The 26219-nt window shown below is 63.9% G+C and carries 19 protein-coding genes and 1 pseudogene; 8 read left to right on the forward strand and 12 right to left on the reverse strand.

Going from position 1 to position 26219, the window contains the following annotated elements; all coding sequences use genetic code 11:
• Positions 1-193 precede the first annotated feature (193 nt).
• The 3 genes from BFL28_RS11615 to BFL28_RS20740 all read left to right on the forward strand — a co-directional run bounded on the left by BFL28_RS11615 (position 194) and on the right by BFL28_RS20740 (position 3592).
• Positions 194-1275 (forward strand): IS3 family transposase gene (locus BFL28_RS11615; protein WP_119184591.1). Its coding sequence is split into 2 segments (ribosomal slippage): positions 194-446 and positions 446-1275, totalling 1083 coding nucleotides; the frame shifts between segments, so codons are not numbered across the junction.
• 926 nt (positions 1276-2201) lie between these two features.
• Positions 2202-3047 carry a hypothetical protein gene (locus BFL28_RS11620; RefSeq protein ID WP_131818637.1) on the forward strand — a complete coding sequence of 282 codons (846 nt, stop codon included), beginning with the start codon at positions 2202-2204 and terminating at the stop codon, positions 3045-3047.
• A 2-nt stretch (positions 3048-3049) separates the two neighbouring features.
• Positions 3050-3592, forward strand: a complete 543-nt coding sequence (locus BFL28_RS20740) for an LPS-assembly lipoprotein LptE (protein ID WP_131818638.1) — start codon at positions 3050-3052, stop codon at positions 3590-3592.
• A gap of 69 nt (positions 3593-3661) precedes the next feature.
• Here BFL28_RS20740 and BFL28_RS11625 read toward each other — a convergent pair whose 3' ends face one another.
• From BFL28_RS11625 to BFL28_RS11650, 6 genes are all read right to left on the reverse strand, one after another.
• Complete coding sequence (locus BFL28_RS11625) at positions 3662-4252, reverse strand: PIN domain-containing protein (RefSeq protein ID WP_069320742.1); 591 nt, start codon at positions 4250-4252, stop codon at positions 3662-3664.
• Positions 4253-4873, reverse strand: coding sequence for a helix-turn-helix domain-containing protein (locus BFL28_RS11630; protein ID WP_241527302.1), 621 nt, complete (start codon positions 4871-4873; stop codon positions 4253-4255).
• 260 nt (positions 4874-5133) lie between these two features.
• Positions 5134-6765: a recombinase family protein gene (locus BFL28_RS11635; protein WP_069320744.1), complete on the reverse strand. Its 1632-nt coding sequence runs from the start codon at positions 6763-6765 to the stop codon at positions 5134-5136.
• Positions 6766-6855: 90 nt separating this feature from the next.
• On the reverse strand, positions 6856-7371 hold the full coding sequence (locus BFL28_RS11640) for a hypothetical protein (RefSeq protein WP_131818639.1): 516 nt from the start codon (positions 7369-7371) through the stop codon (positions 6856-6858).
• Positions 7372-7389: 18 nt separating this feature from the next.
• Positions 7390-7602 carry a hypothetical protein gene (locus BFL28_RS11645; RefSeq protein ID WP_069320746.1) on the reverse strand — a complete coding sequence of 71 codons (213 nt, stop codon included), beginning with the start codon at positions 7600-7602 and terminating at the stop codon, positions 7390-7392.
• A gap of 57 nt (positions 7603-7659) precedes the next feature.
• Positions 7660-8979: a hypothetical protein gene (locus BFL28_RS11650; RefSeq protein ID WP_069320747.1), complete on the reverse strand. Its 1320-nt coding sequence runs from the start codon at positions 8977-8979 to the stop codon at positions 7660-7662.
• A gap of 322 nt (positions 8980-9301) precedes the next feature.
• Here BFL28_RS11650 and BFL28_RS11655 point away from each other — a divergent pair, with 322 nt between their 5' ends.
• Positions 9302-10042 carry a ribonuclease H-like domain-containing protein gene (locus BFL28_RS11655; protein ID WP_069320748.1) on the forward strand — a complete coding sequence of 247 codons (741 nt, stop codon included), beginning with the start codon at positions 9302-9304 and terminating at the stop codon, positions 10040-10042.
• A 32-nt stretch (positions 10043-10074) separates the two neighbouring features.
• On the opposite strand, the gene BFL28_RS11660 is transcribed toward BFL28_RS11655, so the two are convergent.
• The 3 genes from BFL28_RS11660 to BFL28_RS21250 are packed head-to-tail and all read right to left on the reverse strand — an operon-like array spanning position 10075 to position 16307.
• Positions 10075-12267, reverse strand: a complete 2193-nt coding sequence (locus tag BFL28_RS11660) for a hybrid sensor histidine kinase/response regulator (protein WP_420911765.1) — start codon at positions 12265-12267, stop codon at positions 10075-10077.
• 31 nt (positions 12268-12298) lie between these two features.
• A complete protein-coding gene (locus tag BFL28_RS11665; protein WP_206599109.1) occupies positions 12299-12670 on the reverse strand; it encodes a response regulator in 372 nt (123 codons plus the stop codon).
• Between the two features lie 34 nt (positions 12671-12704).
• Positions 12705-16307 (reverse strand): PAS domain S-box protein, encoded by a 3603-nt coding sequence (locus BFL28_RS21250; protein ID WP_079247095.1) that lies wholly within the window; start codon positions 16305-16307, stop codon positions 12705-12707.
• A 554-nt stretch (positions 16308-16861) separates the two neighbouring features.
• On the opposite strand from BFL28_RS21250, the gene BFL28_RS11675 reads away from it, so the two are divergent.
• Positions 16862-17872: a hypothetical protein gene (locus BFL28_RS11675; protein ID WP_069320749.1), complete on the forward strand. Its 1011-nt coding sequence runs from the start codon at positions 16862-16864 to the stop codon at positions 17870-17872.
• Positions 17873-17967: 95 nt separating this feature from the next.
• Here BFL28_RS11675 and BFL28_RS11680 read toward each other — a convergent pair whose 3' ends face one another.
• The gene (locus tag BFL28_RS11680; RefSeq protein ID WP_069320750.1) at positions 17968-18888 is read right to left on the reverse strand and encodes a hypothetical protein; all 921 of its coding nucleotides are present in this window, start codon (positions 18886-18888) and stop codon (positions 17968-17970) included.
• A gap of 446 nt (positions 18889-19334) precedes the next feature.
• Between BFL28_RS11680 and BFL28_RS11685 the strand changes: the two genes are divergently transcribed.
• The 3 genes from BFL28_RS11685 (at position 19335) to BFL28_RS11695 (ending at position 24271) form a co-directional block, all read left to right on the forward strand.
• On the forward strand, positions 19335-22964 hold the full coding sequence (locus BFL28_RS11685) for a MobA/MobL family protein (protein WP_069320751.1): 3630 nt from the start codon (positions 19335-19337) through the stop codon (positions 22962-22964).
• Positions 22965-23104: 140 nt separating this feature from the next.
• A complete protein-coding gene (locus BFL28_RS11690) occupies positions 23105-23635 on the forward strand; it encodes a hypothetical protein (protein ID WP_069320752.1) in 531 nt (176 codons plus the stop codon).
• Between the two features lie 3 nt (positions 23636-23638).
• Positions 23639-24271 (forward strand): hypothetical protein, encoded by a 633-nt coding sequence (locus tag BFL28_RS11695; protein WP_069320753.1) that lies wholly within the window; start codon positions 23639-23641, stop codon positions 24269-24271.
• Positions 24272-24320: 49 nt separating this feature from the next.
• On the opposite strand, the pseudogene BFL28_RS20510 reads toward BFL28_RS11695, so the two are convergent.
• Both BFL28_RS20510 and BFL28_RS11705 read right to left on the reverse strand, forming a co-directional pair.
• A pseudogene (locus BFL28_RS20510) lies at positions 24321-24872 on the reverse strand (integrase core domain-containing protein); the annotation flags it as partial.
• A 189-nt stretch (positions 24873-25061) separates the two neighbouring features.
• Positions 25062-26188, reverse strand: a protein-coding gene (locus tag BFL28_RS11705) for an IS3 family transposase (protein ID WP_119184592.1) whose coding sequence is annotated in 2 segments (ribosomal slippage) — positions 25062-25936 and positions 25936-26188 — 1128 coding nt in all. Because the reading frame shifts where the segments join, the coding sequence is not laid out codon by codon here.
• Between the last annotated feature and the right edge of the window lie 31 nt (positions 26189-26219).

Raw genomic sequence — 26219 nt, forward strand, 5'->3', positions numbered from 1 at the left:
GCACGATCTCAACTTCACGCAGCTTGCCGATAATCTCTTCCGGCTTGTGCTTCTTGCTCGGCATTCAATGTCCCTTTCGTGGTCCAGACTATCATAGTCTCCGGGCCACTCAGCGGGGGGCAGATCAAGCTTTGACCTGCTCCCCTGAAACTCCGCCAGTCTGAGCTAGAGTCCTTCATAAAGGAGGACGAAGATGAAGCGCAGCAGGTTTACCGAGGAGCAGATTATTGGGATCTTGCGGGAGCAGGAGGCCGGTTCGAAGACGGCGGACGTGTGCCGCAAGCACGGTGTGAGCAGTGCGACGTTCTACAAGTGGAAGGCGGCGTATGGCGGCATGGACGTGTCGCAGGCGCGTAAGCTGAAGGTGCTGGAGGACGAGAACGCACGGCTGAAGCGGCTGCTCGCTGATGCCTTGCTCGACAATGCGGTGCTGAAGGAGGTTGCCTCAAAAAACTGGTGAGGCCTGCCGCTCGTCGAAGGGCTGTCGAGGATGTCCGGCAGCTCTTCGAAATCAGCGAGCGTCGGGCCTGTGCCATCCTTGGCGTGGATCGATCGTCGATGCGCTATGCGCATCGGCGTGGTGATGATGGCGACCTGCGGTCGCGTCTTCGCGAGATCGCGCTTGAACGTCGCCGGTTCGGCTACCGGCGGCTGGGGATCATGCTGGCCCGCGAGGGCATCGTGATGAACCACAAGAAGCTGCTGCGGCTATATCGCGAGGAGAACCTGCGTGTGCGCCGCCGACGCGGCCGCAAGCGAGCGATGGGCACAAGGGCACCGATGACGTTGCCGCAAGGGCCGAACCAGCGCTGGAGCCTGGACTTCATGAGCGACACGCTGGTGTGCAGCAGGCGTATCCGCATCCTTGCCGTGGTGGACGACTTCACGCGGGAGAACCTCGCGCTGGTCGTCGATACGTCGCTGTCGGGTGCTCGTGTGGCGCGCGAGCTCGATGCGATTATCGCGGTCCGCGGCAAGCCGCTGATGATCGTCAGCGACAACGGGACCGAGCTGACCAGTCTGGCAATCCTGCGCTGGTCGCAGGACCGGCAGATCGAGTGGCATTACATCGCGCCGGGCAAACCGCAACAGAACGGCTACGTCGAGAGCTTTAATGGTCGCTTGCGCGACAAATGCCTGAACGAGACGCTGTTCGCGTCCCTGAGCCATGCGCGGTCGGTGCTGCGGGCATGGCGCGACGACTACAACCACGTGCGGCCGCATAGCGGGATAGGCGGGCTGACGCCCGCCGATGCTGCCAGGCGGGTTGCATAACCCCACCCGCCAGGGCACCCTGGCAACCCCGGACTCTACTTATGAGTGGAGGAGAAAAGGGGAGCAGGTCACTCGGTGAAAAAGTTTAGTCGCAGCGTTTGGTTCATTATCGCAGTGATCGTTTCACTGTTTGTCGCCGCGCGATACTGGTCACTGGATAGCTATCCTACAACTGTGACGAATTACTCGGCCGGTGATGAAAACCAAAAAACGCAAGCGGCTCCGCCGTTGACGCCCGCTCCGTTGCAAGCCTCGGCGGAAGGTGGTTTGTCCGAAGCAGCAGAGCCCGAAGTCTTATCACCGCCCGATCGCCCCTTGCAGCATTGCGTGCCGGGACTCAGCGGATCGCGCGAAACCAGTGAAGGTGGGGTCGAGTGCGGCTGCGACTACGATGGTACGAGAGCGAGCTTCAACGGCTACTGGGTCTGCGCCGGGGGTAAGTATAACGGTTCGATCTCAAGTTTCAAAGGCACTGACGTTGCGTGTGGCGGCGAGTACAACGGGACCGCGGCGAGTTTTGACGGGTACCGTGTTTGCGCTGGCGGCAGATACAACGGGTCTATTTCCAGCTTTAAAGGTACGCACGTTGCGTGTGGGGGTGAGTACGATGGGACCGCATCGAGTTTTGACGGAAAGAATGTCTGTGCTGGTGGCCGATACAACGGGTCCATCGAAAGCTTTCATGGCAATGATGTTGCCTGCGGCGGCGAGTACAACGGGTCTCGCACGAGTTTCGACGGTACAGACAGATGCTATGGAGGACGGTACCGTTAGGGCGAACAATCGACAGATTTCATCAGAAGAAGCCGTTGCCGACACCCTCTAGCTGTGCACGAGAGGATGGTGTCAGAATAACGTCCTTTGGGACAGTGATTGAAGTGGCGAAGTGACATCGCGAAGGGGCGCGTTGCGGAGGGGGAGTTTTTATGAAACGGATGCTGACGGTGGCAATGGCGCTTGCATTGGCGGGATGCGGCGGCTCGCCCGTAGAAACTAGGTCAGGCACTGACGGAGCGACGGCACCTGTCGCCGCCCGGAGCTCTGCGCCCCAAACTTCCGCGAACCCATCCCCTGCGCCCACACCTCGCAAATTACGACTGATGGGCGCATCTGGTCAGTCTGACTGGCGGGTAATTTACGTCGAAGGCGAAAAGCCAAGGCGGTCAGTCCAATTGATGGACTTTCGATGGATCGAAGCGTCAGACGGAAAGCGGCGCGCATGGAGGTCGCAAGTTCAGGAGGCACCGGGAGATATCTCGTATGACCTCATTCTTGAAGAGTATGACTGCAAGCGCCGCACCGCAGAAACAAAAAAGTACGTCTATCCCAAAGGGGCGAACGAGAACACCGTCGTGGAGGGAAATAAAAAGGCTCAGGACGTCATCCCGGGAACTAAGGGTGAGATTTTTCTTCTGAGAGCTTGCGGCGAACCACGCGACGAGATGAAGATTCCAGCGGCGATTGATCCAATTCTGTATATTCAACGATATTTCAAATCAGTAAGCAAGCAACAGCTATCTGCAATTCTAAGCAAGTTTCTTGCTAAAATAGAGCGTCCGTTGAAGCCAGCGCAGTCGGTAGCTGTTTACCGGGCTTTTGATGGAATAGCGAAAGCACGGAATTTGCCAAACCTGATTGACAGCCGGTTGGAGTTGATGGAGCTATTTGAATCTGTTGATAAGTACGTGAAGGATGAAGTTGTTGCTGATCAAATCAAGTCTGAGTTTCGTAACAGCTTTGACGTGGCCTACTTCATCCGAATGAAGGACTGAGTATGAAAAGGCAGAAAATGGGCGTTATGCCTTGGCGGCGTCTATTGATTCCCATAATGTCTGCTACATTGGCAATGCTTCTTGCGGGCTGTGGCAGCCATCTGGAAAAAGAAAACCAAGAGCTACGAGCACAACTTGAGGCGAGAAATGGCGAGCAAGTCACTGGTGGTGTCGCGCACGAGGCTGGCCAGAGCAGTTCGACGTTGTACTACGCCAACGGCAAAACAGCCTGGAGCGGTTCTCTTGGCGGCACGGTGTACCATTCCAACGGTAGAACAGCTTGGAGCGGCTTACCAGGCGGTACCGTTTATCACAACAATGGTACTACCGCCTACAGTGGCTCTCCGGGGGGTACGGTCTACTATTCGAACGGGCGGACCGCCTGGAGCGGATCGGCGGGAGGGACGGCATATCACTCCAACGGCGCGACAATGACGAGTACGGCTTATGGTGTTACCGTGCCCATCGGCGAAGGCGCGGTCCTAATTGTTCGCACGGATGGCGCAACGCTAAACGTGCTTGGCACGTCGTTTAAGGTCAACTAGGCGCCGCCATGCAAGCAATTTTACTTTGCGTTAGATGTCGAAACTGGGGCGGGTCAGCACTTCGGCCGTCTAGAATGACGCGACATAGGGTGCGAGGACATCACTAGTCGCAGTCAGGCCGCGCGCTTCCATGTCCAGCAGTAGTCGCTCCCCATCGATCGCCGGCCGCTTGAGCCGCAGTCGCATGGCCCGGATTGCCGGTACGGCGCGGCCAATGTCGAGCGCTACAGTGTCGGCGATGAAGTCGTCGGCGCTTCGGGCCTCAATGCCAAATGGCGTGAGCGTCTCGGCAGGAAAGTCGCGCAGGTTCTCGGTCACGATCGTTTGTGCCTGGGTCTTCAACGCGGCGGCCAGCACATGATGATCATTCGTGTCGCGTAAACCCGCTGCTGCGCTCATTAGCGGCGTGAAGTCCCCGACATCTGCTTCGGGAAAGGCGCGTTTCATTGCATCCCGCGCGCGCGACCCTCTCGATGCCGAATCGTCCAAGCCCTTGGCGGTCGCCATTCGGACAATCGCCCACTCAGTCTCATCGAGAATCTGGGCCGACCAGCGAACGCGGAAGAACTCTGCCTCGGCAAGCGTCAGCAACAGGTTGCGCTTTAGAGCGTCCGCTAACGAGCAGGCGTCGATCAGTGCGGTGTAGCGGTTCGCGAACATCTACAGCAGATCGGCGTCGCTTTCGGCCAAATCCGACAGCGCGGCAGAACGCTGCGCATCGCGCTGCGCTTTGTAAGCAAACACGTCTTCGGCGCGAATACGGCGATGTCGGCCGGTGAAGGTGTGCGGCAGAACTTTCTTGTCGAGTAGGCCGATCAGGTACGGGCGTGACACATTGAGCAAGTCAGCCGCCTGCTGCGTGGTCAGCATTTCGCGGATCGGAACGAGGGTCACCGCATGGCCGCTGCCGATCTGACGAAGCAGATCGAGCAGCAAGTCTGACATAGCCGGCGTGAGCGTGATCTCGACCGGCCGCTGAACATCGCGATCGATGACCTTCAGCGTCGCATCACCTGCGGCATGCTGGGCGATCAGCCGACGCAATTGATCCGCCGATCGCCGATCATCCGCACTGGGAAGGCGATCGCCAAATGGTTCGGCGAAGGCTGGCAGGGTCATGGAAGCGTCTCCGGTGGCGGATGAGATATAAGTGATATTCGAAATAAACGCAATGTGCGAGCGAAACGTTGCGTGCTGTTGCCTCCGACGATCCGGCGAGCAGGTCCAGTGCGAAACCCGGTCTGACCGTCTACGGCCAGTACAACCGTTGTCATCCGACATTCGTCACGCTGGTCAGCGCAAAGGGCGTTGAGCATCCCAATGCGGACGTGAAACGCCAGCGCCCGTTGAGGTATGGCGCAGGTCAAATTTAGCGCTGCTCCCATTGGAAATGGCTTTGGCAAGGGAACTGCCGAAACACCAACTCAGCTGTGTTTGGGTCTGGCGTGGGAGTGGGCGAACGCTGGTGCCTCGAACGGTACAAAAGCGGCGGAAAACCTCGACTTTTGCCGGTTGCGTCAGAGGCCTTCGTAATGCGGGGGTCACAGGTTCGAGTCCTGTAAGCGGCACCATTCCCGATCAAGCGAGGGCACCATAGGTGCTTGATGATCGGGACCGCCGTTGGCGGCGATTTCGAGCGACTTGATCGGCCCGGTGATGGTGATCAGCTGCGGCGCGACCACAACCTTGGCGATAAACCGGCGCGCATAGCCCTGGCGCAGGGTCGGGTCATCGGAGCGTAGCTTGGCCAGGATGACCTCGCCGAGCCGATCGATGGCTTCTGGTGTTACCCGCCGGTCGGCGGCGGAGAGCTGGCGTTCGACCAGAAGGATTTCCTGTTCGAGATCGGCGCGGCGGGTGCGCTGGGCGGCGAGCCGCGCCGCAAAGTCCATGTCGCGGGCAGAGACAACGCCCTGCTCGATAAAGTCGAACATGTTCTGGATCGCGCCGTCGACCCGCGTTCGCTCGGTGCGCAATGCCTTGAGATGCGCCTGCCGCTCGCGCACGGCGGCGGAGCTGTCGTCGAGTAGATTTGCAAGAAGCTGCTGCAGCCGCTCAGGACGGAGCAGCCGCTCGGCCATTGCGTCGATCACGATCGTCTCGAGCTTCTGGTCGCGGATGCTTGTGCCTTCACAGGCGGTCTCGCCGCGCCGCAGGTTGCGCGAACAGCGATAATAGCGGTAGCGACCGCCCTTGCCGGTCGCGATGGTCAGGGCGTTGCCACATTCGGAGTGACCGCACTTGGCGATACCGGCGAGCATGGTCGGTCCCGACACGAACGTCGGCGCGGTGATGTGGCGGGCATTGCGGACGATGCCGGCCTGGACCTCGAGCCATTCGGCCTCGGGGATGATGACCGGCGCCGCGATCTCCTGCCATTCCTCCTCGGGCCGCCTGACGCCGTTGCGCGTGTCGTGGACGCCGTACAGATGCTTGCCGCGATAAGTCGAGCGGGTGAGGATGTCGCGGACGTTGGAGACATGCCACTTGCGCCCCCGCAGGGTCGCGCCGGTCGCGTTCAGATGGCAGACGATTTTCTTGTATCCCATTGGGCCGCGCCCGATGCCCAGCCGCTTCATGCGGAAGATCTGCTGGACCATCAGCGCCTCGGAGGGTTCGATCGCCAGCCGCTTCCTGGCCTTGTGTCCGCGCATCTCGGCGATCTCGGTCGTGTAGCCGAACGGCGGGATCGCGCCGTTCCAATAGCCGTCGGCCGCGTTGCGCCGCATGGTGTCGCGGGTGAACTTGGCGGTCTGGCGCGACTGATATTCGTCGAAGTTGGAGAGGACCGAGCGGACGAGATCGCCTTCGGCATCCTGCCCGACATCCTGGGTGATGGCGACGATGCGCACCCCGGCGCGCTTCAGTCTCCGGCGGTAATGCTCGAGCAGATAATGATCGCGGAACAGCCGGGAGAAACTGTACACACCGATCTCGGTGACGCCGCTCCCTTGCCGCAACGCATGTTCGAACAACGCCTGGAGGCCGGGTCGGCTGTCGGTGGTGCCGCTGAGGCCGGCGTCGCGGTAGATATCGATCAATTCGACGCCGCGCTGCGCATAATGCGTGGTCAGCCGCTCCTGCTGGTTATCGAGGCTGATCCCGCCCTCGGCCTGGCGCTGGGTCGATACCCGGACATAGCCGAGCGCGCGTTCGATCTTCGGTGTCGGCATCGGCGAGACCTTTCAACATTATAGCGGAGCCGGTTTGTGCACGGGAACGGTAGCAACCCAGCGTCCGACACGTCAGTTTGCGAACGGGGATCACGCGTTCGATTGCGGTCCATTGATGCTGTCCGTCTCGCGCAGCCTCTGCCGCAACGCCGCGACGACCATCTCGTGGCGCCGCTGTCCGGCTGGCGAGCGCTTGTAGCCCCTGACGGTCCAATAGTCCGCAGGCACGTCGTAATCGTCGCGAAAATCCTCGCCGCCAGGCGGCGTGTTGAACCAGCCATAGCCCATCGAGCGATCGTCGTCCGCGATGCACTCGCAGTCGAAGGCCAGCGTCGGGAACAGCTTGGCCAGATCCTCGAACGTGCCTGTCGGGAAGATCGCGAGCGTATCGAACGCGAACGAATAATAGCCGGGCTCGGCCGGAAAAGTTTCACGGAAGTTCCAGGTGTCGTCACCGCCGATCCGGCAAAGCTCGATCGCGTGGGTGCTGCCTGCCCAGTTGTTGGCCGGCGCGGGGAAGATGAAGCGCCGCTTGAAGCGATCGATCCCGCTTTGCGGGCCGTAGATTTCGACGCTGTTCCACATCTCGTCGCACATGATATGCATGATTACTCCTTCACTTGGTCAGACTTGCGCGGTCGCGGCGACAGCGGGACTGGCCGGGGCGGGCGACGGCTGCACGCCAACGACGGGTTCTCCCTCGTCCGGTCCTTCGAAGATGTAGCGAAGCTCGTCCGCGCTCAGCAGGGTGAGGAGCCACTCCGATTCCGAGCGGTCGAGCGCGAACGCGTCCGGCAGCCGGTCGTCGACGAAAGGCAAGGGATCGAGGTTGCTCACGCATGGAGCATCGCCCGATTCGTGAACGTCGCAGGGGTAACCCGAACCGCATGACGATCACCGGCGGAATAGCGCGACGGGATCGATGCCGAACGTCCGCGACGCGCGCTCGGCGATCACGGGATCGCGCAGCTTGACCTGGAGCGACGCAAGCGGTCCGCGTGAACCCTTGTTGGCCGGATCGAGCCCACCATCGCCGCCACGCGCGGTGCCCAGCTGTGCCGCCTCGCGATCCGGCTGCCCCGCCGCCCTGAGTACGGTCGCGACGAAGATGGTTTTGGTCCTGGAGGGTTTGGTCGCGTGTGCCTCGTGCGCGCGCTGGTCCAGCACCGCCTCGACCAGCGCCTCGACCGCATTCAGCGCCTTGATCAGATCGATCGCCACGAACGTGGCGGCCTCGCTGGACTCGAGCCCGAACCAGAAGCCGCTCATGCTGGTCTGGGTCAGGTTCTGCTCGAAGATATCGCGGTTGGTAATCCCGGCGACAGCGGCGACCGCGTTGGCGATCGCGCCAAGCTTGGTGGTCACGCGCGCATCGGCACAAGCCGCCCGGCGCAGCATCGCGCGGACCTCGATCGCGACCGCCCACACGAAGTCACCGGCTGCGCCGCTGGCAAGCAATTTGTCGCCAAGCAGCTTCTTGCGGACTGCATCATCATCACCGCTCATCGTCGGTGCCCGCGCGATCAGCTCGCTGACCGCGATCGCCGGTTCGGCAACCGATGTCAGCAGGACGTGGCCGGCGGACTTCCAGACGGTGTAGCCCGCGAAATGCCGTCCGTGCGGGCTGATGGCGAGGCGACGGATGTGCGCGATATTATCGTGCGCCATGCCGATCAGCAGGATACGCGCATGATCGCATAGCAGGTGCTTCAGCCTGGACCGGTCGATCCCGGCTTGCGTGCCTAGCCGCGCTGCCAAGCGCAACTGACGTTCGAACAACGCCCGGAAGATGCGGGGATGCGTCTCGCGCAGTTCGTCCAGCGCCTCGGCATGGGCGTCGAGACGATCGCCCAGCCAGTCGCTGGTGATCCAGAAGAGTGCATCATCCTTGGCGAAGACCGAACTTGCCTCAGTTGAAATGATCGCGAGCAACTGCTCGCGGATCGCCTTGTAATCGCCAGGCAGCGTCCCGAAGTGCAGGCTGGACAAGGGGTGGCGCACTGCTGCGTTCCTGAGTTCGACAGCGGCGCGGATCGGGGCTGGCAACGATTTGGAACCCTGGCCCGTATCGAGAATGAAGGCGGCCACGATCTGGGCCAGCTCATGCCGGTCGAACAATGCAACGTTACGGGCGGCAGCGGTGGCGCGCTCGGCGCGTGTCAGGACGCGGCGGATCTGGGGCGCCTTCGGGGGCTTGCGAACTTTACGCGGCATGCGACCATAGCCCTGGCTATGGATCGCGGTCCGGGAGCGATCTCGTGAGGTTAGCCCTTTCTAGGGGCTGAGCCACACTCAGGGATGGCCCGCGACCGACTGGGGGTTGACTGCGCCCCGCTGCTTCTCCTTTGGCGCCCAGACCTGCGCCAACACTACCCGATCGAATGCACGCGTCGTCAAAGCATCCGACCAGCGAAAGATAGCATGAGAGACAGGCCGCGAAAAGCGCGGATTGAGCGCTATTGTCGTCGCGCGTGCTGCTTAGTGAAGGTGACGTGCAAAGGGGAAGGTTCCTGTGCCTCAACACAGGAGATGAAAAATGACTATTATCGTACTCGATATCGAAACGATCGCCGATCCCGCCGCCTGCGAACGCGCCGCCGTTGATCCGGCGGACGGGTTCCCGGCATGGCCGCTGCACCAATTGCTGTGTGTATCGCTGCTGACGGTTGATCGCGACCGCGACCAGCGGCACCGTCTCGAAGTCGAGACCTTCTCACGCTCGGCGATGTCGGAGCGCGCCATCGTCGCCGAGGTCGAGCGGCGGCTTGAGAAATGTCGTGGCGTGATCACGTACAACGGACGCGGGTTCGATATCCCGGTACTACTCGCCCGGGCCGCCTTGACCGGCGAATATGTGCCGAGCCTATTGCGCGCCGGTAATCGGGCGAACGCTGGGTTCCATACGGATCTCATGGATGAGATCACCAGCTACGGCGCTGCGGTCAGACCGCGGCTGGTCGATGTATGCGCAGGCTTTGGTATCCCGGCGAAACTCGACATCGCTGGCAGCAGTGTCGCCGCGCTCGCGGCGCAGGGCGATTACGGGCGCATCGAGCGCTACTGCGAATCCGACGTCGTATCGACATGGCTCGCCGCCCAGATGTGGCGGTCGACACAGGCACCGGGGTTGGGCATCGAGCACTGGCGCGAACTGGCCGGATGGATATTCAGCAACCAGCCGCGATTGGCTCATCTGCTGCCCTATGTCCCGGCGCCCACCGTGCCCGGCGGCGGTTCCGCGTTCGATCCATGTGCGGCCGGGCTGATCGATCTTTGAATGGACAACCAGTCCCAGCTTTGCTGCGGCAGCTAGGCGCCCACTATCGGACACTCAGCATCGATTATATTGATCCCGAAACCTGCCGTTCGCTTGGTCGCGAACGTCTCATGGCACGCCCACAGTCGCTTCGATCCGGTCACGAACCTCGCTGACGCGCGCGCAAAAAAACCGCCGTTAATGGTGGGGCCGCGAGGACGCATCGGCCAGATCCTGGGGGAGGACGCGATGTCGGTAAGCGTTCCCGCCGCAGTCAGGGCTCGATCAACTGCCGAATCCGCGCGGCTAGCGCGTCCATGGCGAAGGGCTTCGTCATCACATGCATGCCTGGATCGAGATGCCCGTGGCTCAGCACCGCGTTCTCGGCGTAGCCAGTGATGAAGAGTACCTTCAGGCCGGGCAAGGCGGGCGGCGTCGGCGACCTGACGGCCGTTGAGCCCGCCGGGAAGGCCGACGTCGGTAACGAGAAGATCGATGCGCGCCGTAGAGTTCAGTACCTTCAGCCCTGATGGGCCGTCCTCCGCCTCAATGGCATTGTAGCCAAGGTCTGACAGCACCTCTGCTACCAGCATGCGTACGGTCGGCTCGTCGTCCACGACCAGTACTGTCTCTCCGTCGCCGCGAGGCGCGACGGGGGCATCGGCAACTTCCTTGCCCCGCTCGGTTTCACCCCAGTGACGGGGCAGGTAAATGCACACCATCGTCCCCTGGTCCGGTTCGGAGTAGATCCTGACCGCCCCGCCCGACTGCTGCGCGAACCCGTAGATCATCGACAGTCCGAGGCCGGTCCCCACGCCGATCGGCTTGGTGGTAAAGAACGGATCGAAGGCCTTGGCGATAACCTCCGGCGCCATACCGGTGCCATTGTCGGAGACGCAGAGCGAGATGTACTGGCCGGCATCCAGTCCCCGTTCCTTCGCGGTGCGCTCGTCAAGCCAGCGATTTCCGGTCTCGATGGTGATCTTGCCTCCGTCCGGCATCGCATCACGTGCGTTGATGCACATGTTGAGAATCGCATTCTCCAGCTGACTGGGGTCGATCATGCTAGGCCACAATCCTGCGGCGTGCACGGTCTCCAGCTCAATGGTCGGTCCGATCGTCCGGCTGACCAGATCTTCCATGCCTAGCACCAGCGCTTTTACGTCTGTCGGCTTCGGGGCGAGTGTCTGCCGCCGGGAGAAGGCGAGGAGCCGATGGGTCAGCGCCGCTGCCCGACTGGCGGCGCCCTTCGCCGCCGTCGCGTACTTCTCGACGTCGGCGACCCGGCCCTGCGCCAGTCGCAAGCTGATCAGTTCCAGCGAGCCGGAGATACCGGCAAGCAGGTTGTTGAAGTCGTGGGCAAGGCCACCGGTCAACTGTCCGACCGCCTCCATCTTCTGGCTCTGGCGCAACATCTCCTCGCGGCGGAGATCCTCGGTGATGTCGCGTCCCACGGTGTAGAAGGTACCGTTAAAACGCGCGTCCGGCACCGCCGACCAGGCGAACGAGACGGCATCACCGTCCGCCTTCAGCAGGCGGACGTGAAACTGGTGAACAGGCTCGCCCCGGCTGAGCGCCGTGACGACATCCGCAGTCGTGGCGAGATCGTCCGGGTGGATGATCTCCGCAAAAAGTCGTGCGAGGAGTTCCTCGTCGGATCGGCCGAGGACGTTTGACCAAGCGGGGTTCACTGACCGCAGGTGACCATCGAAGGTCGCCACCGCGAACAGGTCGCGCGAGAGCCTGAACAGACCCTCCCGTTCGGCTGCTGACTGCCTGTCGGAAAGCACCTGCTCGGTGATCTCGGTGCAGGCGCAGAAGAAGCCCTCGACCGATCCCTGATCGCCACGGATGGGCGTGTAGGAGAACGCGAAGTGCGTCTCCTCCACAAAGCCCCGGCGCTCCATGATCAGCGTGATGTCGTCCATGTGAACCGCGCTGCCAGCGTAGGCCTGGTCAACGATCGGATGCAGATCGGCTCTGATCTCCGACCAGACATCCAGGAAGGGGCGACCCAGCGCCTCGGGGTGTTTGCCGGCCAGGACGTCGGCATATCCGTTGTTGTAGAGCAGCAGCTTGTCTGCGCCCCAGACCACGAACATGGGCTGCTTCGCATCCAGCAGGACACTCACCAGCGCCTTCAACGACGTCGGCCATTGCACTGGCGGCCCAAGAGGGGTTGCAGCCCAGTCATGGGCGCGGATCGCCGAGCCCATCTCACCACCACCCGCCAAGAAGCTCAGCATCTTCCGGCCAAGCTAATCACCCCCGTGCGCACTACAGCGTCAGCAACGTGTCTATCTCGCGGCGGAGAACCTCGGTGCTGTATGGCTTGGGAAGAAACCGGCCGTCATCGGCGATCGCGCTACGAGGTGGGAAGGTGTCGCCCGACGTGATCAGAATCTTCATCGCGGGCCATCGCTCGTGAACCACGCGCGCGAGTTCAAGCCCATCCATCGTGCCCGGCATCCGGATGTCGGTGAAGAGAACCTCTACGTCGCCGTGCCGCTCCAGTATCCGCAACGCCTCGTCCGCGCTGCCTGCCTCGACCACGTCGTAGCCAGCGTCGGTCAGCGTGTCGCTGCCGATCAGGCGCACAATCATCTCGTCCTCGACGATGAGGATTCTGTTTAGGCTTGGCTGGGTCACTGAAACACTCTTCGCACGGTCAATCAGAACGACTTTAGCTGTCCTGCGGTTCCGAAAGGGTGGCCTCCATTCGCAGCATCTGCTGTATCTTGGTGGCCAACGCGTCGATCGCGAACGGCTTCGTCATCATATCCATGCCATGATCGAGGAAGCCTCCCCGCACCGCGGCGTTCTGCGCATAGCCGGTGATGAACAGCACGCGCAGACCAGGCCGCGTCTCCCGCGCCACTTCCGCCAGCTGCCGCCCGTTCATGCCCGGCAATCCGACGTCGGACACTAGAAGATCGATGCGCCTGCCCGACTGAAGGATGGGGATGGCGTTACGCGCGTCGATCGCTTCGATTGCGGTATATCCAAGCTCCTCCAGCACCTCGAGCACGATCAATCGCACCGAGGGGTCGTCCTCGACGATCATGACGGTCTCGCCGGCACCCAGCGGGGTCTCGTTCGCTCCCTCGTTGCCGACTTCCACCTCGCCGCGGTATCGCGGTACGTACAGCTTGATGGTCGTTCCCTGACCGAGCTCGCTGTAGATGCGTACGTGCCCGCCGGATTGCCGCGCGAAGCCGTAGATCATGGAAAGGCCGAGGCCGGTGCCCTGACCAACCGGCTTGGTAGTGAAGAACGGCTCGAACACCTTCTCCAGCGTCGCTGCCGACATGCCGATGCCGGTGTCGGACACTGACAGCGCGAGGTAATCGCCCGGGTCCACCTCACTGTGATCTTTGGCGTAACGCTCATCGAGATGCTCGTTGCGGGTCTCGACGGTCAGCTTGCCCCCGTCAGGCATCGCGTCGCGCGCGTTGATGCATAGGTTCAGCAGGGCGCTCTCCAGCTGATTGGCGTCGGTGCATGCCGGCCAAGCGTTGGTCGAGAGGTGCACCTCGAGGGCAATCTGCTCGCCCAGTGTCCGCTGGAGCAAATCCTCCATGCCGCTGACGAGCGTGTTGACGTCGGTCGGCTGCAGATCGAGCGACTGGCGGCGCCCAAAGGCAAGCAGCCGGGCGGTCAGCGCGGCGGCGCGCTGCGCCGACGTGGTCGCCGCATCGATGTAGCGCTCGACCCGCTCTGGCCTGCCGTTGGCGAGATTGCGCTGGATTAGGTCGAGGCTACCAATGACGCCGGTCAGCATGTTGTTGAAGTCGTGTGCAATGCCGCCGGTCAGCTGGCCGACCGCCTCCATCTTCTGCGCCTGACGCAAAGCCTCCTCGGTCTTTGCGAGCGCCTCGGCCTGTTCCCGTTCAGCCGTGATATCGCGACCGACGGCGTGGATATGCGCTGCGTCGGGCACGGCGGTCCACGAAAGCCACAGATAGTGTCCGTCGCGGTGGCGGTAGCGGTTCACGAAGCGCAGCGTCGTTGCGCCATTCTCGAGATTGGCAACCTCGGCAAGGGTGCTCTCGACATCATCGGGATGTACGAGCTTGAGGAAGTCCATCCCGATCAGCTCGTCTGCGTCCCACCCCAGTAGCGTGGTCCATGCCGGGTTGACCGCCACCACGCGGGCGTCGAACCCCGCAACCAGCATGACGTCCGTCGAGAGGCGCCACATGCGATCGCGATCCTGCGTCCTGGTCTCGACCTGCTCCGCCAAGGTAGCGTTAAGGTGGTGGAGCCGCTCCTCCATCCGCTTGCGATCCGAGATGTCGCTGAAGAACACGGCGACCCGGCGATCGTCGGCATCGCCGATGCGCAAGGCACGCACATCGTACCAGCGGCCGAGAACGCTGGCCGAGTTCTCGAAGTGAGCCGGCTCGCCCGTGAGCGCGACCCTTCCGTACAGTTCGAACCAGTGCGCTTCCAAGCCCGGCGCAACGTCGCTCACCCATTTGCCGGTGGCGTCGGCGAGCCCGGTCTGCCGCTCGAAGGCGGGATTGCCCTCGACGATCCGGTAGTCGATCGCGCGCTTATCCTCGTCGAACTTCATCTCGATCACGCAGAAGCCGACGTCGATCGCCTCCATGACCGTGCGATAGCGCTCGTCCGCAGCGGCCGCGGCAGCGGCTGCACGCGTCCTGTCGGTCACGTCCGCGCCCTCGACGAAAATGCCCGTGATCTCTCCGGCTGCATCGCGGATTGGCTGATAGACGAAGTCGAGATAGCGGTTGTCGACCGGGCCGCCCGCCACCGGCTGGCTGGCGAAGAGCTGGCCATCCGCCGCATAGGGTCGCCCGGATCGGAAGACCTCGTCGAGCAGTTCGAGGAAGCCCTGGCCCGCCGCCTCGGGCAGGGCCTCCGCGACCGTCATGCCCAGTACCTCGCGGCCCCCAATCAGGCGCAGGTAGCCGGGGTTCACGCGCGCGAACCGGTGGTCGGGTCCTTCGAGTAGCGCCATGAACGTCGGCGCCTGCTCGAACATCTGCGCGAGCAACTCGCGTTCCGTCGCGAGGTCGTGCTGATCGCGCAACCGGTCCGTGATATCCAGCGCGACGCCGGCGAACCCGACCGGCTCGCCCGCGTCGTTCCGCTGTATCTCGCCGCGACGCGCTATCCACCGCAACTCGCCGTCGTCGGCTCGACGGATGCGGTACTGGACGTCCAGCGGGGCGGTGCCGGCGGCCCGTGACTGGCGGTCCGAGACCAATGCCCGGTCCTCGGGAATGATCAGCTGCTCGAAGTCGGCAGCCGGCGCTTCGTCGCATTCCTCCAGGCCGTAAAGGCGGCAGAACTCCGGCGTACCGCGCAGAGTGCCCTGGGCGTCGACCTCGAAGATGCCCACACCGCCGGCCTGCTGGGCCAGACGCAGTCGCCGCTGCGCGTCCCCCAATGCCTGCATCGTCACATGCTGCTCGGTCCGATCTCGCAGCACTTTCACGTAGCCAGTGTGGCTGCCCGCTTCATCGCGAAGCGGCGATAGTTCTCCACTCGCCCAGAAGCGTCCGCCGTCCATGCGCACATGCCAGCGCTCGTCGATGCCGCGCCCCTGCCGCACAGCGCTCCGCATTTCCTGCGCCGGTACTCCGGCCTCGACGTCTTCCGGCGTGAAGATGCGCGCAATGGGTTGGCCCAGCATCTCCCGCTCGGCCCAGCCGAAGATCAAGGTGGCGCCGGCGCTCCAGTCGGTGATGACGCCGTCCAGGTCGGTGACCACGATGGCGAAGTCCGTCGCGCTGTCGACAATGGCCCGGTGCCTAGAATTGTCGCGTTCCGCGTTGCGGGATGCTAGGCGGAGGTCGAACGCGGCCATCGCGTGACGCGCCAGCACCCGTAAAGCCTCGAGCTGTACCAGGGTCAGCTCTCGCGGCGCGAAGTCGAGCACGCACAGCGTGCCTATCGGAAAGCCGTCGTCTGTTTTGAGCAGCACGCCGGCGTAGAACGCGATGTGAGGCTCGCCGGTGACCAGCGGGTTGCAGGCGAAGCGCGAGTCGGCCGTCGCATCAGGAACAACGAGCATGTCCTGCTCTAGGAGGGCCTTCGCACAAAACGAACTCTCGAGGGGCGTTTCGCGGACGCCGAGGCCGACCTCGGCCTTGAAAAACTGGCGACCATCACCGACCAGATTCACGACGGCGATCGGCGCTTGGCAGATCGCCGATGCCAGTGCAGCGATATCGTCGAACTCCTTCTCGCGCGGCGTGTCGAGCATCTCGTAACGCGCGAGCGCGGCAAGTCGGAGGGTTTCGTTTTCGATGGTCATGCTACCGGAATCAAAAGGTTTACACCCCACAGTAGCGGTGCCCAAGGGCTAGTCCAAGCGCGCCGACGCGCAGACCCCCGTTACGCCATATATTTAGGAGCGGTCAGAATTGCCGGCTGGCCCGGCAATATCATCAGCAGCTGAAGGTCGCAGCGGTTTCGGGCTGCGCCTGAACGTTTCCGCGGGGGTCAAGCCTCAATCAATCAGCTACGCGAACCAACGGCGATGACCGGCCCAATTCCCGCGGCTCAGGCGACCGACATCGAGAACGTCCGCTTTCCGAAACTGACTGCTAAAAGCTGTCTGTCGGCTTCCGGCCCAGTAGCGGCCATAAATCCCGCCCGCTCGGCCATTCCCAGACCGACACGGCACTCTATGCGCTGATGGGCATAACCGTCTGCTGCAGACACATCGGTATTGCAACTTAGACTTTGTCGGTGTGCGACAACATCTGTTGGTGCCCCGTGTGACCGATCGGCGAAGAGCACGAGAAGTGGAGTGGATGATGGAGGTCGAACGCTGACGTTCGGATGAAATTCACAAGGACCAGGTAGATGACCGACCCCCCCGATGACCTGCAGGCCAAGCACCTCAAGCGCATCGCTCGGCGCGTGCGCGGGATCGCAACGAAGGCCGCCGCGGAGATCGGTGTCAAAGCCACCGTCACCATTAACCCGATGACCGATCGGCGGAGCGGCTATGATGGCTTCCGGGTGGTGTTGACCCTGGCTGACGTCGAGCTGGTGCTGTTGGTCGACGAGGTGACCGCCGGCAATGACAAGACGACGTTTCTGGCGGCCGCGATCCGCGCAAGGATCAGCGAGTTGCTGGCGCAACATGACCGCTTCGCCGAGCGCGTCGCGGCGCTCCGGGCACGGGTCGAGGCGTCGATCGATCGGGCCAACGCAGGCATGCGGCTCGCGGGGTTCAGCATGGCGCCCTTGCCGATACAGTGCCCGTTCGACTGGCGCCGTGAGGAGCTGGAAGCGGCGGTCGAGACGCTCGACCCGATGCTGCGACCGGAGGTGTCGGCGATCGGCGGTACGAACGGCCGTGATTTCGCGGGCAGCATGCGTCTTATCGCGCCGTCGCAACGACGCCGGCAGCGGCGCAAGGCCCGGCTTGACGCGCATCACGCGATGCTGGAAATCGACGCCCTGGCGGAGGCAGCGATCGCGCGCAGCGGGCGCGACCCCGCGGCAGTGATCGCCGACCTGCAGACAAAATATCGGCAGGCCGACCTTTACCGCGATGGCGATTCCGGCGTCGATGTCACTTCCGTGTCGGTCGTGTTGTGGGAAGGGCGCATTTCCTTGTGTGCCCGGCTGGCGACGACGTCGCCGACCGCGCTTATCCATGGGTCGGAGCTGCGGCTCGATCGGGCGCTGAACGACAGTGATCTGCAGCATGTGGTCGGCCTGTCAGCGGCCACTCTGCTGGACGGCGAGCCACTGCTCGGCGACGCGGTGATCACCTCGGCGCGGGCGCGCGGTGACCGTTATACCGACGTCCGGCTCGGTATGCGCCGACGGTTCATTCAGGTGGACGAGCTGCAAGCCGCCTGAGCGGTCGCGACGCCATTTCACTGCCCCCGTAAGACACAAGCCTGAGCGTCCGGGGCGACGCTCGGGCTTTTTATGTACGACCCTGTGATCTTCGATCACGATGCAGGATTGCCTGGCTCTTCATCTCCGTCGGCCGATGCGCCGACATCCAATCCGTCGAGCACTAACCCATAGTCGTTGCGCAGGCCTTCGCGCCGCACGCTGGTGCGGCGCTGGTCGTGATTGCGCATGGTGCGTTTTGCTCGGAGGCTGAGCGGCGTGCCATCCCGCTTCGCCTCGGTCCGCTCGGCTTCGACCGCGGCATAGGCCTCGGTCAGCACCTTGTGGATCGCGTGGTGCAGCTTGATCTCGACGCCAGCGTCGCCGGCAAGAAAGTCGAGCAGCTCCATGATCGTCCGCGCCGTGTCCTGGCGGTTGGTGATATGCTCGTCGATCCACGCGCGACCGTGCTCGTCGAGCGCGGCCTCGAACGCCGCGTCGCGCCGCTGATAGGTGCTGATCGCGCGCAATAGCGTGAACGCCGGCCCCATTGCGAAGGCACCCGCAAGCAGCTTCGCCTCATCGATCCGGAGGCGGTAGCAGACCGCCGCGCGCAGATGCGCGTCGGCGTGCCTGACCGCCAGCTCGCACTCCTCAAAATTGGCTTCGGCCTCGGCCAACTTCTCGCGCGCGATCGTAACCTGCTGCGCGGCCAGCTCGCGCCGGTCGACCGCCGACTGCCATGCGCCGCGCGCCGACTTTTTCTGCCCGCGCTCGGGGTCGGTCAGGCGGTCGGCTGACGCCGGTGCGCGACCGCCCTCGATCCAGTCGAGCCAATGCCGCGCATCGATTTCCGCGGGCAGGATTTCGAGCGCCCGCGCCATCAGCCACGCATCGCGTTCGCCGCCGTCGACAAGCTCGGCGACGCGCTCGATCGTCAAAGGATCTTCCTTGCCGAGCAGAACGAGTTCGGCCAGCACCTTGCCCAGTGCCTGCGCCACTTCGGGCGGCTGCTTGCCGATGTTGAATGCGTTCATGGTGCGACCTTTCCTGTCCGGTGCCCGACGAGGGGCGACCGGCGGAAATTACGGTCGATCGACACCCCCTTCAGGGTAACCTGAACCGCAGACACGGCCTCACGCACGCGAGGCGCGCAACGGGCGCGTGCGACACGCACAAGCGGATGTGCCACGCGCGTGCGCATGCGCCACACGCATGCGAGTGAGGGAGGAAAGGAGGAAGGTTTTGCGCAATACGGTAGTCGTTGCCGACTACGAGCGATGGGGGGTGGCGGGGCCGCCAACCACCCCAGATGTCGCCATCTGCCCGCATATCGGGCAACAGGCGAGGCGCGATGCTCGGACAATCGCGCGGGTCCGCCGCTGTCGCTCCGGAAGGCGAGGAGATTTTTTTCAAGAGGGGGCTGGCCGGCGTGGCAGAGCCGAGTCATCCTGGTGCCATGACGTAACTTTCGCGAGCCGCCGTGCAACTGACCGACCGCCTGTTCCATGCCAACGCCGCCGTCCGCGCGCTGATCTCGCGGCAGGCACTGGAGGAGCTTGGCGGGATGAGGCCGGCGCGTAGGGTCAAGCTCGACAAGCAGCAGACCAGCAAGCGCGCCTCGGCCTGGACCCGGTCGCGTCAGGCGATCGATCTCAGCTTCCCCGCGCCGCCATCGTGGCGGCCGGCAACGCGCGATGGCGCGACCAGTTTCCATTTCTCCTTCTCGGCGATCAGCAAGGTGCGGTCGGCGGCCGGACCGGGAACGGGAGGTACGGCCACCACCAACGCTGCGAGCGGCTTCGAACGTTATGTGACCGCGCACGATCCGGCGGCGAACCTCGCGGTGGGCGCCGAGCGCTACGTAGTCGATGAGCATGGTCACGCCGGCCAATCGCGCACGGCGTTCGTTGTCAGCAACATCTCGGACGATCCCCAGACGCGCGAAGCCTTCTGGGACGCGGCGCATGCCGCATCCGTCACGCCGTCGCATCCGCGGCTGGAGATCCGTCCGCAGCGCGGCGATCTGGCCGATCTGGCGCGCCTGGCGGACGAGGACGGCACACCGGTGGCGGTGCGAACAGCGCTGCGCGAACTTGCCGAGGAGCTCGCGCGGGACAACGCGGGACCACGCCAGCGCGTCCATTCGATCGACCTCGATGAAGCCGCGTTCGACTGGGCCGGCGCGCTGGACCAGGACCGCTACGGCACGCGCCGGGACGATCGGCTGATTCACGTCGTGCGCCCGCGCGGCGGCGTGCTACAGTGGCGGATCGAGACCGAGTTCGCCTATGAGCTTGACGGCGATGACGACTGTGCAGTCGCTGAGGACTTTGGCCGGATGCTCGACCGCCTCGGCCTTAAATACACCATCGCCGCGCATCATCCGACTCATCGCAATGACCTGCGCAACCGGCATCCGCACATCCTGATCTATCCGGGTGCGTGCCGCCGGTGCGACGATGGCAGCTGGGAGTTCGGCGGCAAGCTGCAGGCCGGCGATATCGCGCTCCGGCTGGGCGCCATAGACAGAGCTACTCTGGCCAAACTATGGTTCGAGCAGCGCTCGGCGGCGGATGTTGCGGCACTGAGGCGCGCCTTTGCCGACATGATCAATGCCCGTCTCGAACAGCGCGGCGTGCGCCGGCGTTACGACCCCAGGACCTTCGCCGAGATGGGCATCGTCCAGGCACCGGGCGAGCATCTCGGCAGCGCCGCGGCGGCACGGGTCGACGCGGGGGATGCGATCGATATCGACCGCAGCAACGCGATCAAGGGATGGGACGGCCGTCGTCGGCAGGCGGCGCGAGACATCGCCGTCGAACTGGCGGGACACCGAGCGGTGATCGCGCGCATTGACGACATTGACGTGCCCGGCGGCGATGTAGATCTGGTTGCGCTGCGCGATCAACATATCGCGCTGACTGATCGGCTGGCGGGCTTGCTGGAACTGCTCGCTGATCACGACCTCTCGACCGACATGGCGCGCTCAGCTGCCGACCGTCTGGCAGTCAAAAGCGGTGATGCGCTCGCCGCCATCAAGGCCGGCACGGCAAGCGCTGCGGAAGTCCGGGCGAGCGCAAGTTATCGCGCGCGCAACGAGCTCGCGCTGGCGCATCTCGACGCGGTCGATGATGCGCTCATGCCGCACGCGGACACGATCCGAGCCGCGCGGGCGGAGGTCTCCAAAATGGCGCGCGCGTTGCACGACATCGCCGACCGGATCACCGCACGCATCGCCCAGCTTGAGCACGCGCAGGATGCCGCCCGTCGCGCCGCAACCTGGTCCGGCGAGACCGTGCTGCTGCCCGCGCGTCACCCCGTGCCGCTCGACGACGATGCGCATTTTGAGGCGCTGGTCGAGCATATCCAGCGGCAGCGCTCGGTCGAATGGGCGACGCCAGCCGACCGGTTCGTCCAGCTTGTTCAGGCAGGCGGGATCGACGACCTTTTCATGCCAGTCGGCTTGCGTGCGGTGGACGAAACATTGATCGCCCGACAACCCTATGCCCGGCGGTTCGCGGGTGTGTTGCGCCAGGCCGGCAAGCGGCAGGAAGAAGAGATCGGCCGGGTGCTCGCCTATATCTCCGGGCATGGCGAAGACGGGCTGCTTGGCGATGATGCCGGCGCGGCTCCGCGCACGGTGCGGCGGCACTATCGTCTCTACCGCGATCATCCCACATTTTGCGCTCGGCTGCCGGATGCGAGAGCGCGGTTCGACGCCGCCAGCCGCGCGTCCAGCGCGGTGGTCGATGGTGTCGGGATGGCGGGAGCGGGGGTGACGATCGCATCGTTGCCGGACGCGGCGGGTGTCGGGGTTCCGACGTCTGCGGCCGACCTGCACGCGGACGTGACACAGGTGACGGAGGCGCCGACCGCGCCGTCACCGTCGGTGTCGGAAAGCGAGATGATGGCAGAGTCCGTCTCGCCGTCTCGCGGCGTGGGCCAACCGGTTGCCCGGTCGCCTTCGGCATCGGCATCGGCGACGGCGCCGCGGTCCAGCCGTACGGGCGGGGTCGTCGAGCAGTTGGTCAATGACGCGCGTGATATCGGAAAGGCGAGCTCGACTGACGCCACCGGCGCCCGCGACAACGGTCGATCGATCCGGGTCGCCGAAGTCGCCGCGACACCGGAGGCGCAAACGCAGACGGCGCTGGCGGCGTCGGCCAATGAGGTTGATCGGGCAGCGCCGATGAAGCAAGAGCGCACCGCGGTATCGACGCGCTTGGTCGATGCCGAAACGCGGACCAATCCCCCTTCGGTCGGGGCGGTGCAGACTGGGCCTCGGTCGCGTGTCGCAGATCTCGACGCCGAGCCTGGTACGCCTGTCGCAACACCCTCCGTCAGCGACGTGGGCAAAGAACCGGAGGCTGTCGTTGCCTCGCCAGACACGGGCGCCCAGACGGTACCGAGCACGCCCGTTGAACACGCGCGGCTGTCTGATACCGATGATCAGGTGAGGGTGGAGCAATCGGTTGTGCGGTCATTAGGTCGAGGCCTGCTGCAAGGTGGCGAGGCCGCCGACGATGTTGGACCGCCCGATCGCAAATCTGCCGCGCCGTCGCGTCATCCCGTCAATATCGGGCAGTCGCCCACGTCGCCGACAGAGCGTTTGCGCGATCTTGTCCGGCAGCGTCCGGTGCATGGTGGTACGTCGCCGCCCAACCCGTCGCCCAAACCAGCAACACAGCGTACGCCATTGCGGCCGCCGCGGAGCGCAACGCCGGAGCGAATGAACCACGACCGCCGACTGCATTCGGTGCATCAGGTCGTCGCGACGTTCCGCGCGCATACGCTGTACGCGCGGGCCGATAAGTCGGGCCAGCGAGCGTTCGACCAGAGCATGCAGGAACCGCTGAACGATATCGTCGCCGGGCGGGCATCGCTGCGCATCGACGGTGGCGTAATGCTGGCCGCGACCGAATCGGACGAGGTGATGGACCGTCTGCGCACGTTCACGGTGAGCGATGCCGGATATTGGCTGCTCGTGCGGATCGCCGAGGCAGTGCCGGGCGACGCTGAAAGGTTCGATAGCTGGCAGGTGCTCGACCAGCGCGGCAGTACGCGGTCGTCGCCATCGACCGGGCGGCATGGACCCGGCATCGGCGACTGAAAAAGACCGCCTGCGGGCCGGGATCGGCATCGCCGATCGAAATGGAATGGGGAAGGAGCCTGCGGCTGTACCGTCAGGTGAAAATATCCCTCGCGCGCTCGCGTCCGCAGCCGGCGACGCGCTGACACAAGAAGACCCAAGTGACCAACGACATTCACGCGCGCCGCATCGCGGAGGCGCAGGTAATCGGCGCGAGCCTCGCCCTGATGACCACCGCCGGCTGGACGATCCGCAAGGACGCCACCACCGAACTGCCCCGCGACTTCTGGAACTACCTTTATGTGAGCGAACCGGCGCTGCTGCTGGTGCCGACGATCGACGATCCGCGTGGCCTGCGCGCCGTGGTCGGCAGCGCCGTGCGCCAGGCGCGCAGCGACGCGCTCGTCGTCTCCATCGGCACGAGCGCGCGCGGCGAGCGCCAGGCTTCGGCACAGGTCTGTCTGTGGTCGTCGCTCGGCGTCCACTGGTATGGCCCGCACTTGCCGTGGCTATCGCAGACCGGCGATCTCTGGCTGGTGCCCGACCACCGTGCGCCAGTCGATGCCGAGCCGTCGTTCCGCCTGGCTGGCGGGCCGCTCGAGCCCAGGCCGGCGCCGTTCGCCAACACGATCGACCGCTATCGCGGGCTGGGCGCGGCCCGCGTGCTGGTCGACCAGGCACTGGAGGGCTGAACCATGAAGTGGATCAGCCCCGCCCAGACGATGGATATGCTGTATGACGACCCGGCGCGCACCGGGCCGGACAGCGATTACGGGTTCGCGTTGCTCTGGGCCGGCAACGACAAGGGCGGGACCCACCGGGTCGCCGACCTCGCCCGCGCCAAGCTCCAGCCGCGCAAACCGACCGCCGCCGAAATCGCTGCGGCCGGCGCGGACTGGGCGGTGACCGCCGCGAACTTCCGGCTTCTTCTAGCCGACGGGGTCGGCGACGTCGGCAGTCCGCGTGAACTGTTCGACTGTTACGACGCGCACATCCAGCCGGGGCAGAACCTGCTCGCGGTCGTCCAGACCTTGAGGTTCCCGCCTTCGCTGCCGCGTCATGGCATGATGCATGCCGCTTATATGTACACGGCGCTCTGCATGCAGCCCAGGCATCTCAGCAGCCTTATCGTCCAGCACATGCCGTCCGACGCGCGTTCCAGCCGTAGCCCCCATGTGCATATCGTCACACCCGTGCTGACGCACCACCTCTCCGGGTTCGCCGCCGTACACGCGGTGTTCGACGACCCGCCCGCCCAGATGCATCGCGCATTCGAAGACGACTGGCGCCGGATCTGCAGCGCTTTGGAGAAGAGGTATGCCATTTAGTTACTTTGGCAAACGTCGATCGTGTCTTTCGGTGACGTGACCCAATCTTTCATCCAGCGGTAACCAGAGACCGACCGGTGCTGTTGCGCATGAGCGCAGGTGAAGCAACGTGAGCGGTTAAACCCGCCCGTTGCTGTTCGAGCCCAGCGGCCAATGCCGCCGGGGTGGCGTGACCGAGCGAGGAGCGCGGCCGCTAGGTGTTGTAGTCGTCGACCCAGCACGCCAGGATTGAGCGGACTTGGCGAACCGTGAAGAACAGCGTCTTGTTGAGCAACTCGTCGCGCATACGACTATTGAAGCTCTCGACGAACCCGTTCTGGGTCGGCTTGCCCGGCGCAATGTAATGCCACTCGATGCCCACGTCGACGGATCAGGCGAGCACCGCGTTCGAGGTGAGTTCGGTGCCGTTGTCGTTGACGATCATCGTGGGTTTACCACGTTCGACAATCAGATCGGTCAACTCGCGTACGACCCGCCAGCTCGAGATCGGCGTATCCACCACCGCCCGGAGGCATTCGCGCGTGACATCGTCGACGATGTTGAGCACGCGGAACCGCCGGCCGGTCATGAGCTGGTCGTGGACGAAATCTAGCGTAAGCCGGACCACGCTTTATGCGCTGCACCACCGAGGCGAATTGATTATTCTCCGCAGCAAAGGTGGGTCGCGGGTCAGCGTCGAGGATGTGAGCCAGCTTCTAGTAAGCCGAGCGGAGCGCGGCTGAACGCAGCTAAGGTTCACACGTGCAAACAACGGCGAACAGATGTGACGTGCTCCCCTTTTCTCCTCCACTCATAAGTAGAGTCCGGGGTTGCCAGGGTGCCCTGGCGGGTGGGGTTGTGCAACCCGCCTGGCAGCATCGGCGGGCGTCAGCCCGCCTATTCCGCTATGCGGCCGCACGTGGTTGTAGTCGTCGCGCCATGCCCGCAGCACCGACCGCGCATGGCTCAGGGACGCGAACAGCGTCTCGTTCAGGCATTCGTCGCGCAAGCGACCATTAAAGCTCGCGACGTAGCCGTTCTGCTGCGGCTTGCCTGGCGCGATGTAGTGCCATTCGATCTGCCGGTCCTGCGCCCAGCGCAGGATCGCCAGGCTGGTCAGCTCCGTGCCATTGTCGCTCACGATCATCAGCGGCTTGCCGCGCACCGCGATGATCGCGTCGAGCTCGCGAGCAACACGCGCGCCCGATAGCGACGTATCGACCACCAGCGCGAGATTCTCGCGCGTGAAGTCGTCCACCACCGCAAGGATGCGGATGCGCCTGCTGCACACCAGCGTGTCGCTCACGAAGTCCAGGCTCCAGCGCTGGTTCGGACCTTGCGGCAACGTCATCGGTGCCCTTGTGCCCATCGCTCGCTTGCGGCCCCGCTGGCGCCGCACACGCAGGTTCTCCTCGCGATACAGCCGCAGCAGCTTCTTGTGGTTCATCACGATGCCCTCGCGGGCCAGCATGATCCCCAGCCGCCGATAACCGAACCGGCGACGTTCAAGCGCGATCTCGCGAAGACGCGACCGCAGGTCGCCATCATCACTACGCCGATGCGCATAGCGCATCGACGATCGATCCACGCTAAGGATGGAACAGGCCCGACGCTCGCTGATGTCGAAGAGCTGCCGAACATCCTCGACAGCCCTCCGCTGAACGGCAGGCCCTACCAGTTTTTTGAGGCAACCTCCTTCAGCACCGCATTGTCGAGCATCGCATCAGCCAGCAGCCGCTTCAGCCGCGCGTTCTCGTCCTCAAGCACCTTCAGCTTGCGCGCCTGCGACACGTCCATGCCGCCATAAGCCGCCTTCCACTTGTAGAACGTCGCACTGCTCACACCGTGCTTGCGGCACACGTCCGCCGTCTTCGAACCGGCCTCCTGCTCCCGCAAAATCCCGATAACCTGCTCCTCGGTGAACCTGCTGCGCTTCATCATCGTCCTCCTTCGTGAAGGACTCTAGCTC

Origin of the sequence: Sphingomonas turrisvirgatae, assembly GCF_001721295.1 — a bacterium.
In the GTDB taxonomy this organism is placed as follows: domain Bacteria; phylum Pseudomonadota; class Alphaproteobacteria; order Sphingomonadales; family Sphingomonadaceae; genus Sphingomonas; species Sphingomonas turrisvirgatae.